General features: G+C 41.1%; 10 protein-coding genes and 2 tRNA genes. 6 read left to right on the plus strand and 6 right to left on the minus strand.

Annotation, left to right across the window (positions count from 1 at the left end):
* Nucleotides 1–191 precede the first annotated feature (191 nt).
* Nucleotides 192–1,094, plus strand: a complete 903-nt coding sequence (locus PWP39_RS07970; protein WP_011011182.1) for a coiled-coil protein — start codon at nucleotides 192–194, stop codon at nucleotides 1,092–1,094.
* Between the two features lie 5 nt (nucleotides 1,095–1,099).
* On the plus strand, nucleotides 1,100–2,812 hold the full coding sequence (gene arcS, locus PWP39_RS07975) for an archaeosine synthase subunit alpha (RefSeq protein WP_011011183.1): 1,713 nt from the start codon (nucleotides 1,100–1,102) through the stop codon (nucleotides 2,810–2,812).
* Here arcS and PWP39_RS07980 read toward each other — a convergent pair.
* From PWP39_RS07980 to bgaS, 4 genes are all read right to left on the minus strand, one after another.
* A complete protein-coding gene (locus tag PWP39_RS07980) occupies nucleotides 2,809–3,921 on the minus strand; it encodes a hypothetical protein (RefSeq protein ID WP_223208990.1) in 1,113 nt (370 codons plus the stop codon). The two genes, arcS and PWP39_RS07980, sit on opposite strands and share 4 nt — an antisense overlap.
* A gap of 58 nt (nucleotides 3,922–3,979) precedes the next feature.
* A tRNA-Gly gene (locus PWP39_RS07985) sits at nucleotides 3,980–4,057 on the minus strand.
* 7 nt (nucleotides 4,058–4,064) lie between these two features.
* Nucleotides 4,065–4,141, minus strand: a tRNA-Phe gene (locus PWP39_RS07990).
* Nucleotides 4,142–4,338: 197 nt separating this feature from the next.
* A complete protein-coding gene (gene bgaS, locus PWP39_RS07995) occupies nucleotides 4,339–5,757 on the minus strand; it encodes a beta-galactosidase BgaS (RefSeq protein WP_011011185.1) in 1,419 nt (472 codons plus the stop codon).
* A gap of 175 nt (nucleotides 5,758–5,932) precedes the next feature.
* Between bgaS and PWP39_RS08000 the strand changes: the two genes are divergently transcribed.
* Genes PWP39_RS08000 through PWP39_RS08015 form a run of 4 tightly spaced genes read left to right on the plus strand, consistent with a single transcriptional unit; the run spans nucleotide 5,933 to nucleotide 9,475 of the window.
* The gene (locus PWP39_RS08000) at nucleotides 5,933–6,637 is read left to right on the plus strand and encodes an SDR family oxidoreductase (protein WP_014835480.1); all 705 of its coding nucleotides are present in this window, start codon (nucleotides 5,933–5,935) and stop codon (nucleotides 6,635–6,637) included.
* A 10-nt stretch (nucleotides 6,638–6,647) separates the two neighbouring features.
* Nucleotides 6,648–7,820: an iron-containing alcohol dehydrogenase gene (locus PWP39_RS08005; RefSeq protein ID WP_011011187.1), complete on the plus strand. Its 1,173-nt coding sequence runs from the start codon at nucleotides 6,648–6,650 to the stop codon at nucleotides 7,818–7,820.
* A gap of 12 nt (nucleotides 7,821–7,832) precedes the next feature.
* A complete protein-coding gene (locus PWP39_RS08010) occupies nucleotides 7,833–8,726 on the plus strand; it encodes a glycoside hydrolase family 16 protein (RefSeq protein WP_011011188.1) in 894 nt (297 codons plus the stop codon).
* A gap of 41 nt (nucleotides 8,727–8,767) precedes the next feature.
* Nucleotides 8,768–9,475 (plus strand): biotin--[acetyl-CoA-carboxylase] ligase, encoded by a 708-nt coding sequence (locus PWP39_RS08015; protein WP_011011189.1) that lies wholly within the window; start codon nucleotides 8,768–8,770, stop codon nucleotides 9,473–9,475.
* Here the strand turns inward: PWP39_RS08015 and PWP39_RS08020 are convergent.
* Together PWP39_RS08020 and PWP39_RS08025 are read right to left on the minus strand one after the other, a co-directional pair.
* Nucleotides 9,458–10,366 (minus strand): 2-phosphoglycerate kinase, encoded by a 909-nt coding sequence (locus PWP39_RS08020; protein ID WP_011011190.1) that lies wholly within the window; start codon nucleotides 10,364–10,366, stop codon nucleotides 9,458–9,460. The genes PWP39_RS08015 and PWP39_RS08020 overlap by 18 nt on opposite strands.
* Nucleotides 10,350–11,642: a 2,3-diphosphoglycerate synthetase gene (locus PWP39_RS08025; RefSeq protein WP_288073419.1), complete on the minus strand. Its 1,293-nt coding sequence runs from the start codon at nucleotides 11,640–11,642 to the stop codon at nucleotides 10,350–10,352. Before PWP39_RS08025 ends, PWP39_RS08020 begins: the two co-directional genes overlap by 17 nt.
* Nucleotides 11,643–12,572: the final 930 nt, after the last annotated feature.

Consider the following 12,572-nt stretch of genomic DNA (forward strand, 5'->3'; position numbering starts at 1 on the left):
TTATGATCAGGATTTCCCTCTGAAAACTCAATACAACCACCAATCAACCAAAAAACTTAAGTGCTTATAACCCTAACGATCTAATGGGAACTAGGGTGAGAAAAATTTTTATTTGGGTATCATTTTCCCCAAATTAGCGGGGATATGTTTGATGACACTGTCTATTCTAAAATTAGAAAAGGGGAAGAGGTATGCAAGTGAAAGTTGATCCAGAGGAAATTAGGCGTATCAAGCAGGAGCTTGAAGAGCTTCAGAGAGAGAAGAGAGATATTGAGTTTAAATTGGAAGAGCTCCAGAAGGAGCTCAATGTTTGGATTCAAAAGAGAGATGAGAAGAATCTTGAAGTAAGAAGACTAAGGGAGAAAGCCAGAGAATTCAAGGCAAAGAGAGATGAGATCAACCAAAAAATTAAGGAGCTCAAGAAGAACAAGGAAGAGATTAATGCAAAGCTCGACCTTCTCTATCAGGAAGCTTTAGAATACAAAACTAAGAGGGATGAATTTAAGCAACTAAGAAGACTTAAGATGCCAAAAGAAAAAATTGAGGAAAGAATTGAAAAGCTGGAATGGGAATTACAGACGAATCCAAACATAACACCAGAAAGGGAGAAGCAGATAGTTGATCAAATTCAAGTCCTGGCAACTGAGCTGGAGATAATCCAGCAGGTAGAAAGGTTTAACAACAAGCTCCAAGAAGTTAGAAAGAAGATAGAGCAGTTAAAGAAGGCAAGAAGGGCAATTTCTCTTGAAATTCAGCAGTTAGCAAACCAGAGCCAGCAATTCCACGAGCAGATGATTAAAACCTACCAGAAGGCTGATGAAGTGAAGAAAGAGGCCGATGAATATCACCAAAAGGTCTTGGAGATTAGGGAAAAGATCAGAGAGGTAAGGAGAGAGCTGAGAGAATTGGAAAGAAAGATACTTGAATACGACCAGAAGCACAAGGAGCTGTTGGCATATAAACTTGCAGCAAGATTATTATCCAAGAGAGATGCGAACTTCGAGAAGGCTGTGCAAGCCCTTGAGAAGTTCAAGAGGGGAGAAAAGCTCACCCTTGATGAAATCCTGTTGCTCCAGAGATACAATCTCGTGTGATAGGAATGGAAGTAATAAAGCACGATGGTCCTGGAAGGTTAGGGGTTATAAGGTTAGAGCCTCCAGTTCAGACTCCAGCTTTAGCCGGGGTAGATTTCACGCTCTCCCCATTCAACTCATTCTTCTATCCGAAAGACTACAAGGAGTACGACTTTAACCTGGCTCCAGCCATACCGCTTAGTTATTACACTCCAGATGAAATTATTAAGAAGGCGGTAAAAAGGCTCTGGGAAGTTGATTATTCAAAATTTAATGCCTTTTACTTTCCAGCCCTTAAGAGGACTAAACACTACGAAGAACTGTTTAAGATCATTGAAGAAAACGACTTTGATGCAATCTACATAGGGAACTCTAAATCGATGATTAAAGATTATAGGGGATTTGTTTTCACTATGAGAGAACTTAGAGAGAAATTCCCAAATGCCGTGCTCATAACTGATCTGGAGCCTTTCTTCTACCCCCTAGCCGTGTACCTGGGAATTGATGCATTTGACATAAGATCCCTTAAGATATACTCCTATGAAGGGCTGGGCTTCACCCAGTTTTCTCCCATTATATGGGATGAGCCTAAGGAGGATCCCGTCGAATACGCAAAGAAAATTATTAGGCTAATAAGAATTGCAATTCATGAGGGAAAGCTAAGATATCTGGTAGAGAACTTTCTACCAACTTCAATGAATGCTGGAATTCTAAGGATTGCTGATAGGGAGAATATTGAGTATTTGGAGAAGTACACACCAGTGGATGACAAGACGGTTGTCTTCATAAGTGACTACTCAATGACTAGGCCCGAAGTTTATAGATGGGCCAAGAGGGTTAGAGAGAGGTTTGAACCCCCAAAGGATATAGAGCTTCTCTTGATTTTGCCGTGTTCAGCTAAGAAGCCTTATTCTAGATCCAGATCCCACACCCTCTATAGAAGTGCAGTAAAGGAGGCTTTAGGGGAGAAAATGCACAGGGTTCATGAGCTGATCGTTACCTCCCCTTATGGCGTAGTTCCCAGGGAGTGGGAATGGATTGCAAAGTATGACATTGTTGTCACTGGTCACTGGAGCGAGAGAGAGGTTAGATTAGCGGGTGAATTGTTGGCTGACGTTCTTGAAAAATACCCAGACATTCCAATAATAGCTCACGTCGAAGGGGGTTACAGGGAAGCGGTAAAGCTCGCAATGGAGCTGAGTGGGAGAGATGTAATATTTACTGCAAAAGGAAACTCAACAACTTCAAGAGAATCTTTGGCCAACCTAACGAAAACTCTCAAGGAGTTCGATGTTAGGGATGTTGATAAAGAATACAGAAGGTACAGGTTCTATGAAAACATAAGAAAGATTTTTGACTTTTACTTTGGCCTCAATGCAGGTTATGCAGTTCTGCCCGAGAGAGCCCAGGTCGTTGGGTCGAAAATGCTAAGATTGATAGTTGATAACCAGCAGACGGGAACTTTTCAAGAGGGTGTAATAAGCGTAACCCCCTGGGGAATGCAGAGGATATACGATGAGCTTCACTCTTATTGGGTTGAGATAGACTTCGATGTAAGAGGGGATATATTTGCTGCCGGAGTGGGGAGTGCAGATGAGAAGATAAGGCCTAATGATTGGGTTGGCGTTGTAAGAGATGGAAAAGTAGTAGCTGTTGGAAGGGCAGTTCTGAGTGGGGAGGAGATGGTGAAAGCAAAGAGAGGAGTTGCTGTAAAGGTAAAGAAAAAGGCTAAGCACTAAAGCTTCTCAAATTTTATGTCCTCTATTTTCACATGGGTAAAGACATTGACGCCCTGGGCAATAAAAACTCCCTTGGATTCTATGGGAATTGGCAAATTGGCCGCTATTGTGGCCTCTCCTTGTCCAGTAACTCCCTGAACTTGGTACGTCCACTTAATGTTTGACACCCTAAACTTAAGTCCTCCTAGGGTTATTTTCCCGTCAGGATTTATCTCATAATTATACTGGTAACCAAGAATTCCTTCAGATCCCTTGGTGTTTGTGTATATGTCTCTTTCCTCTAAAATATTCCAGAATCCAAAGGTGTAGAAGTTCACCCATCCCAAGTAAATTGCTTCAATGTCTGAAAGTTTGTTGAGTAAATTAAAATCCCCTTCACTGTAGGGAGTTACCCCCATTTCTCCCACTGCCCCTGGGTTGTACAACTCAATAACAGTATCTCCGTACTTTATCCAGAGACCTACTGTATTCTCCCCTCCACCATACAGTGAGGCGTAGAGAGTAAAGAAGTCCAAGCTTGGGAATAGGAACATTGAGTCAACATCCTCATCATTCTTTAGAACCCAGAGTCTATATTCAAAAGTTTCGTTCATTTCTTTCCCTGAAATTGGAGTTATTTTTCCATAGTATTCATAAACTTCAAACTCTCCTATGTCAACTTTTTCGCTCTTTCCAGTTTCCATGTCAATTTTTGTTCCATACACATGAATTTTCGTTTTCCCACGGCTCTTTTCAATCTCATATTCATATATGGGTCCTCCTTCTTCTGTACGAACTCTGTACTTGTACTTGATGTAAGAAATTAGGTATAGGTCGTTTCCAACCTTTATTGGTTTTGATGAATCCCATGGATTACTCCAGGAGGCATATTCAGAAGTTTCAGTAGCTGTTTCTGTTGGAATCTCTGAACTAGTCTCCTTAGGTGTACTCTCTGTGTTTGTGTAGCTCTCAATAATGCTACTTGCAGTTTCGGCTATGTTTCCACCACCAACGCATCCACTTACCATCATTCCAAAAACCAAAACTAGAAGAAGAGCAAGCGTTCCTATTTCCTTCAACTTTTCCACTTCCTCTATAGGCTTATTATCTTCTCTTTGGATTTTGATCAATAAAAGTTCTTTGGTTTGAACTAGAAACATGTTCGTGAAATTTTCTAAGAAAAGATTGTGGTGCGGTGGCCGGGATTTGAACCCGGGTCGCCGGCTCGGAAGGCCGGCGTCCTAGACCAGGCTAGACTACCACCGCACCCAACTGGTGGGGCGGGGGGGATTTGAACCCCCGACACCCGGATCTTCAGTCCGGTGCTCTCCCAGGCTGAGCTACCGCCCCACCTGGGATACTACCAATAAAATCACCTTGCTATGGATTTATAAACTTTATGACTGATCATCCATATGTATGTAGAATCCATGGAAATTGAGGGCTATCAATCTTTGCTATTTTTATGGCATGGTTTCTCTTGTTAAGCTTTTATGATCTTATTTTCCCAAAAATATGAGTTAAAAAACAAAGAAAAAATGAAATGGCTACTTTCTTGTAACAAATTTGAGGTCTGCGAGGTGAGCTAATTCTTCTGGAATTTCTTTTTGAGTGGCTATTTCTCTGAATACCAGGGCGCTTGGCCTTAAATATCTCTTCTTTGTCTCGAAATCCACGTAAACCAATCCAAATCTCATCCTGAACCCTTGGGCCCATTCGTAGTTGTCTGTTAGAGACCAGTGGAGATACCCTCTAACATCAGCACCTTCTTTCATAGCATTGTAAACTGCCTTTAGATGGCTTACGAGATAGTGTGGCCTGTATCTATCTGCTGCATCGGCCATACCGTTCTCTGTAATTATCATTGGTAGCTCGTAGGCATTGTTTAAATACTTAAGAAGGTTCTCAAGGCCCTCTGGGTACATTTCCCATCCAAAGTCACTAGCAGGTCTTCCTGACTTTGCAAATCCTCCTCTCTCACTCATAAATCCATATCCAGGTAAAGGAACTAGGTGTCCATCTTTGGCTCCATATACCAGCCTGGAGTAGTAGTTTACGCCGATCCAGTCTAGCTTTCCTTTTGAGTGTAGAATTGTTACAAACTCATAGTCTTTCTTTCTGATTTCCTCTACTTCATCCTTATACTCCTCCGCTAGAGGATCGTGCCAAGCAAAGGCGTATATCACTCCCACGGATTTTTCTGAATACTCTTTTATGGCATCATATGCTCCGATGTGAGCCTGAATTAAGTTGAATTTTGCCTTTTCTGCTGCTTCAAAGCTTAGATATCCTGGTGGAAATCCTGAACGTAGATTAATGTAACCTTGATTGTAGACTACGTTTGGTTCGTTCATTGTGCTCCACATGTCAACGAGGTCATCAAGGTGATAAGCAACGAAGGCGGCAAACTTCACAAACTCTACCACTGTCTTCTCATCTAACCATCCTGCAGGAGCCCTATCCGGGCCAAGTTTCCTTACTGCAATTGGGTCATGAATCCATAATGGAAGAGGCCAGTGGTAGAGGTTTAATATGAAGGTTTTGCCCCTCTCCTTCCAGTCTGAGTAAATCTTGCGATAATGTTCAAGGGCCTCCATGTTGGCAATTTTCTCTAGCTCTTTTATTGTACTCTCTGGAACGTCTACGGAAATTATGTTGCCTTCTTCATCCTTTTCCACATCAACTTTAACGTCAAATGTTGGCTTTGGAAAAATTCTTGCCCACTCAATGCCACCTCTAATACAATCCATTCCTAGCTTTTCTGCAATGTCATGATCTTGCTTATAGAGGTGCCAATATGCTGGGCCGTTCTCTGGTAGATCTCCACTTACTAGACCTGATGCTATGTTCTCCTTGTCGTGAACCCACACCCACCAGTCGCTTTCCACTTCACTTCCTGGCAGTCCCATCTCAAACTGGAAACCAGACCAAGAATATCCAAACATGAAGTTTTTTGGGAACTTCATACTTTCCACCTCTAGCTTTATATTTTGATATTGTGATTTATAATATTTCCCATGCAATTATAAATGTGGGAAGATAGATATATGTTTAAACTTGCTTTTTGAGGAGGCTCAATTCTCTTCATAAATGTCCAAAAATTATAAAAAACATCAAGCTTATATTGCTGGGAGGGATAAAATGAAGGTTGCCGTAATTACTGGGGCATCCCGTGGAATCGGGGAAGCTATAGCAAAGGCCCTTGCTGAAGATGGATATTCCCTTGCCTTAGGGGCTAGAAGTGTTGATAGGTTAGAGAAGATTGCCAAGGAACTCAGCGAAAAACATGGGGTGGAGGTATTTTACGACTACCTCGATGTATCAAAGCCAGAAAGCGTTGAAGAGTTTGCAAGGAAAACGCTAGCTCACTTTGGAGATGTGGACGTTGTTGTGGCCAATGCGGGGCTTGGTTACTTTGGTAGGCTTGAAGAGCTTACAGAAGAGCAGTTCCACGAAATGATTGAAGTAAACCTTTTGGGAGTTTGGAGAACAATAAAAGCTTTCTTAAACTCCTTAAAGCGGACTGGAGGAGTGGCTATTGTTGTTACTTCAGATGTTTCTGCAAGGCTACTTCCATACGGTGGAGGTTATGTGGCAACTAAATGGGCTGCAAGAGCATTGGTAAGGACCTTCCAGATTGAGAATCCAGATGTGAGGTTCTTCGAGCTAAGACCTGGAGCAGTAGATACATATTTTGGAGGGAGCAAAGCTGGGAAGCCAAAGGAGCAAGGGTATTTAAAACCTGAGGAAGTTGCTGAGGCAGTAAAATACCTCCTAAGACTTCCAAAGGATGTTAGGGTTGAGGAATTAATGTTGCGCTCAATTTATCAAAAACCTGAGTATTGAGGTGGTGTGCATGTTTGAGATATCAATTTATCTTCCCACAGAAATAGTTTTTGGTCCTGGGAAGCTTGAAATGCTTCCTAAACTAGTGAAGAAGCATGGGCTTTCTGGGAAGGCCCTAATAGTAACTGGAAGGAGAAGCACAAAGGAAACTGGAGTTCTTTATAGAGTTCAAGAACTACTTAAGCAAGCTGGGGTAGAGAGCATAGTTTTTGACAAAATTATTCCAAATCCAATATCTACTCATGTGGATGAAGGGGCAGAGATAGCGAGAAAAGAAAATGTTAGCTTTGTTGTTGGCTTGGGTGGTGGAAGTGCGATAGATAGTGCAAAAGCTATAGCAATGACTGCCGCCAGTGGAGGTAAATATTGGGACTATGTTCCAGCTGTGGGAGGAGGAAAGAAGCCTACTGGAGCGCTTCCAATAGTTGCAATTCCAACAACCCACGGGACTGGAACGGAGGCTGATCCTTATGCTGTTATAACTAATCCTGAAACAAAGGAGAAGCAGGGAATTGGATATGATGTTCTCTTCCCCAAATTCTCTATAGTTGATCCAGAACTTATGCTTACTCTTCCAAAAGATCAAACAGTGTACACTTCAATGGATGCTTTCTACCACTCCATTGAGGCCTTTCTTAATGTTAGAGCAAATCCATATTCGGATGTTCTGGCTCTCGACTCAATGAGGCGCATTGTTACATACCTTCCATTGGCCTACGAAAACTTGAGAAATCTTGAAGCAAGAACGCAACTTGCCTGGGCAAGTACTGAGGCTGGAATAACGGAAACGGTAACGGGAGTTGTGGCAAATCATGCACTTGAGCATGGTCTAAGTGGATTCTATCCTGAAGTGCCTCATGGTCTGGGCCTCTGCATTCTAGGACCCTACCTCTTTGAATACATTCTCGACTATGCCTATGAAAAGTTGGCGATAGTCGGAAGAGAGGTATTTGGAGTTTACGAGCCAAATGACAGAAAGGCAGCAGAGCTAGCTATTAAGAAGCTACGTGACTTCCAGAGCCTCTTTGGAGTAAACAAGAAGCTCAGAGAATTAGGGGTTAAAGAGGAAGACATTCCAGAGATGGCTAGGACTGCTTATAGAATGATGAAACCTGTTATAGAGGCAACACCGGGAGATTTGAAAGTTGAAGACTTGGAAGAGATCTATAGAAGAGCATACTAACGGGCTGACACAATGAAAAAAGAAGCCTTGTTGTTTCTTTCCTTAATTTTTCTCGTGTTTGTAAGTGGATGTATTCATCATTCAACTAATCAACAACTTTCTTCTAAACAACAAGTCCCTGAAGTGATAGAAATAGATGGAAAACAGTGGAGACTTATTTGGCACGATGAGTTTGAAGGTTCCGAAGTAAATAAAGAATACTGGACATTTGAGAAGGGAAATGGAATAGCTTATGGAATCCCGGGATGGGGGAATGGAGAGCTTGAATACTACACGGAAAACAACACCTATATTGTAAATGGCACCCTTGTCATTGAGGCCAGAAAAGAAATAATTACTGATCCTAACGAAGGAACGTTTCTCTACACTTCATCAAGACTTAAGACTGAAGGTAAGGTAGAATTTAGCCCTCCAGTAGTTGTTGAGGCTAGAATAAAGCTTCCAAAAGGTAAAGGTTTATGGCCTGCATTCTGGATGTTGGGGAGCAACATAAGGGAAGTAGGCTGGCCAAATTGTGGAGAAATAGACATAATGGAGTTCCTTGGCCATGAGCCACGGACAATTCACGGAACTGTTCATGGCCCAGGTTACTCGGGAAGTAAAGGAATTACTAGGGCCTATACACTCCCTGAAGGTGTTCCAGACTTTACAGAAGACTTCCATGTATTTGGAATAGTTTGGTATCCGGATAAAATAAAGTGGTACGTTGATGGAACTTTTTATCATGAGGTTACAAAAGAACAAGTGGAGGCTATGGGCTATGAGTGGGTCTTCGATAAGCCCTTCTATATAATCCTTAATCTTGCAGTGGGTGGTTATTGGCCAGGAAACCCCGATGCTACAACTCCATTTCCAGCAAAGATGGTGGTGGATTATGTAAGGGTTTACTCATTCGTTAGTGGTTGAGGTTGGGAAAGATTTTATTGCTTTGTTGAGCATAAAATAATATGCTGGGCTTGAACACTTCAATTATTGGGAAGGTGGTTATATACTATAGAGAAGTCACATCCACAAATGAAGTAGCAAAGCTCGGCAATTTTGAAGAAGGAACTGTAATAGTTGCTGACACTCAAACTATGGGACATGGAAGAATTGGTAGGAGGTGGGAATCTCCACCTGGCGGGCTGTGGATGTCCGTGGTTTTGCATCCTAGAATTTCTACCGAGGATCTCCCGAAATTGAGCTTTCTAGGGGCATTAGCAGTTGTTAGGACTCTCTCTGAATTTTCCATTCAGGGGAAGATAAAGTGGCCAAACGATGTTCTTGTTGATTACAAGAAAATAGCTGGAATACTCGTTGAGAAAAGAGGGGATAACGTTGTGCTTGGAGTAGGGCTAAACGTAAACAATGAAGCCCCAGAGAATGCCACGTCTATGGCCGAGATATTGGGAACTTCCGTACCTTTAATTGAGGTTTTCCGAGCATTGGTGACTAACTTAGATGAATTGTACAAGATGTTTTTGTCTTCCCCAGCAAGCCTTCTTGAGATGGCAAAAAAGGAAATGATTCTTGGAGTTCCCGTTAGAATTATTGGGGATGGAGAAATTGAAGGCATTGCTGAAGACATCGACGAGCTTGGAAGACTAATTCTAAGGCTCTCAGATGGAAGCCTAAAGAAAATTGTTTATGGAGATGTGTCACTTAGGTTCCTCTAGCATGTCTAGTCCTTTCTTCTTCATTATTTCTACAGTTTTTTCCATAATGTCCTCCATGATTGTGGAGATTGTTTTTTCAAGCTCTACATTCTCAATTATGGGAACTCTATATTCCCTTGCTTTCTTTATCAAGTATTCCTGGATTTCCATTATCTCATCTAAGTGGGAGATATAGTATTGGGCAGATCTTTTGCTGTATCTAGTTCTTTCATAAAATCTGGCTTCCAACTCCTCCCTACTTCTAGCCACTATCATGTACATAAAGGCCATCTCATAATCAATTTTAATGAACCCTGGGACTAAATGTATTCCCTCTATTATAGCGTTTAGGCCTTCTTTTATGGCCCTCTGAATTACTGCATTAACTCCCACGGCAACAGCATTTACCTGACTCTCAAATCCTGCAATTATTGGGGATCCAGTTACAGTTCCCCTAAGCTCTTTCCATGCCAGAAAAGTTGATGTATGAATAGTTGGGAGAAGCTCGGGGGTTATTATTTTTCTCATGACTTCTCTAATGGTATCAGTTCCTATAACACTCCTAATTCCAAGCCTAAAGGCGAGTTCAGTAGCAATTGTTGACTTTCCAACCCCTGTTGGTCCTCCCAGGAGGATTATTAGGGGTATTTTAAGTTTTCTAAACCTTCTCCAGAACAAATATCTCTTGGCCTCTTCTTTAAAACCTTTCTCAACAAGCTTTTGATATGTTATGTTTCTTATCTCTTCCTTTGTGACAACTTTTTTTCCTTGCCTTATCAGTTCTTCTTGAACCTCTGTAGCTATGGCATATGCTAAATCAACATCAACTCCTACTGAAGTGATTGACCTAGTTAAGATTCCCCTCGAAAATGGTAGGCGAACCTTTCCATCCCTTTCAATTACCTTTATCATTTACAATCCTCCTGGCGAGGTTTATTACTGCCTCTTTCAGGTCTTTTCCATCAATGTTCTTGGGTTCATTGTCTAAAAATACAACCCTTTTGCCCCGAGAAAATGCATGTCTGATTACTACATCTACGGCTCCTGCCTTCAATTCCACTATAGCCGTGTCATACTCAACTTTTGCGAGCTCCTCCTTTAAGATATTTCTTTTGGCAAGGTTGCCTGTGTAGTATACTACATCTATCCCCATCTTTTCAAGCTCCTCTGAAAATTTCTTTGCAGATCGTGGATTTGTTGTTGCTATAATTGCCTTCCCCTCTACTTCTCCTATTAACCTGGGAACGAACCTTGTTAAGTGAATATCTGCCTCTGGGTTGATCTCCTTAATACTCTGGGTGATTATTTTCAGCTTTTCCTCACTTACGGAATCAGCCATAGTAACAACTACTATATCTGCAAGTCCTATCCTTAGCGGCCCAAAGTAGTGCTTAATTTTTTCCTCTCCATGAACTGCACTCGTTATTGTAATAAACCCATCGGCCAAGACGCTGGGAAATGTTGGGCCAGATCCCTCAAACACTATAATGTCAGGATTCAGAGATTTTGCAACTTCTATTCCTTCATCAACTATGTCAAAGAAAGAAAAGCCAGCTAGCCCTCCTCCACACCTCCTACATCCTATTGTTATTACTCCAGCCGTTAGCGCATCTTCAAAGTGGTCTGATGCTGCGTGCTTTCCTTCTTCAGAGATCTTTAAGAGGAACTCCGGAGTTATTTTCATTAGGTCTCCCCTGATAATCTCAGGCTTTTCTGGACCTCCTCTTCCCATTGTCACAATTACTACTTTATAAACTTCTTTTAGGGTTCTCCCTACAAAGCCACCTATAGCTGTCTTCCCGACTCTTTTCCCAGTTCCAATAATGGAAATAGAAGGAATATCAATTTTCTTCCATTCTTTGGCTCTAAACTCAAAGTCGGCTCCTTTGTAGGTTATGCCAAGTCTAAGTAGGTAGGAAGCTATCTTAAACCTCAAATTGGGATTTAAAACTGGCTCATCACTTAGGTCTATGACTTCCGTAATGTTATTTTCAGAAATGGCCTTGGATAACGCTTCAAAAATGTTAGGAGAGTAATAAATCTTAATATTCAAAGCTTTCTCAACATCTTCTATACTTCCGATCTTTTCAGTCCCACCAACAAAAACGGCACAACAAGGTTTAATTTTTTCAATAGCCCATTTGTTGACATCTGGATAATGCTCTCCATCGATGAGAGCCAATTTCATAAGATTCCCCTATATTTGCTTTCCATAAATATTAATAAATCTTCGCTTTCTCTTTCTGAGACTGTCAAGGTAAGAGGGAAGTATTTGTTGGTGTTATGAGTATAGTGGAAGGTTTAAAGCTAAATGAAAAGATTGCTGTATTATCTTCGGCATATTCAGATCTCAGCTGATGAGATGAAACTGAAGATTAAGGACACCTGATTGTTGCATATGGCTTTACTACAAAATATATCTTGTCATGCTTGTTTATCAGCTTTGAGATAGGGAAATCCTCGGCAAAAGAGTTAATGTATAGTCAAACTTGCCTATATTACCCTCATTTACCTTGTAAAACGCTCTAAACCAAATATTTGATAATGCTCTTCTTGGTCATGATATGAGGAAATATTACTTTATCGTCCAATGTAATGTTTAAAGTTATGGAAATTTTTGAAACCTTAAAAAGACCCCAATAAGTTGCCCTTTCAGAAGGTTTTCCCTGCAGCTCTAGGAGATATTAACTCCTACTACACCAGAAAAAGCTAAAATTATTGGGATGCTTTTCTATTCTGAAAATAGTCTCCAATCACGAAAAAAGCGCCAAGTTAAAAATCTCCTAAAGGTGACATCAAAATGAGAAAAACCTCAACAAAAGCCACTTTATTTGAATTGTGGAATCTTTCTAGGTCAGTGAGGAGGGACCAGGGGATTGTGATTCTCTTTTGGATATTTATCATTGGTCTCAGTCTCGCGAATACTAAAGTGTATCAACTTTTCATAGATTCAATAATTGGGCTCGAGGGAAAATTTCTCATCTTTGGAATTCTCTTTTTGGTATTGACTATTGCCGTAAGGATACTGTTAGGATAAGCTGTGGGGTGTCAGGTTTAAGTTACTGGCAGTACTTTAGAAAAAGAAGGGGGAACATGAAGTCTGAAACCATTATTTACT

This window comes from Pyrococcus sp. (assembly GCF_030153625.1).
GTDB lineage: Archaea > Methanobacteriota_B > Thermococci > Thermococcales > Thermococcaceae > Pyrococcus > Pyrococcus furiosus.

Coding starts and splice junctions, on each gene's coding strand:
- PWP39_RS07970 (WP_011011182.1), top strand. CDS start 192: ATGCAAGTGAAAGTTGATCCAGAGGAAATTAGGCGTATCAAGCAGGAG.
- arcS (WP_011011183.1), top strand. CDS start 1,100: ATGGAAGTAATAAAGCACGATGGTCCTGGAAGGTTAGGGGTTATAAGG.
- bgaS (WP_011011185.1), bottom strand. CDS start 5,757: ATGAAGTTCCCAAAAAACTTCATGTTTGGATATTCTTGGTCTGGTTTC.
- PWP39_RS08000 (WP_014835480.1), top strand. CDS start 5,933: ATGAAGGTTGCCGTAATTACTGGGGCATCCCGTGGAATCGGGGAAGCT.
- PWP39_RS08005 (WP_011011187.1), top strand. CDS start 6,648: ATGTTTGAGATATCAATTTATCTTCCCACAGAAATAGTTTTTGGTCCT.
- PWP39_RS08010 (WP_011011188.1), top strand. CDS start 7,833: ATGAAAAAAGAAGCCTTGTTGTTTCTTTCCTTAATTTTTCTCGTGTTT.
- PWP39_RS08015 (WP_011011189.1), top strand. CDS start 8,768: ATGCTGGGCTTGAACACTTCAATTATTGGGAAGGTGGTTATATACTAT.
- PWP39_RS08020 (WP_011011190.1), bottom strand. CDS start 10,366: ATGATAAAGGTAATTGAAAGGGATGGAAAGGTTCGCCTACCATTTTCG.
- PWP39_RS08025 (WP_288073419.1), bottom strand. CDS start 11,642: ATGAAATTGGCTCTCATCGATGGAGAGCATTATCCAGATGTCAACAAA.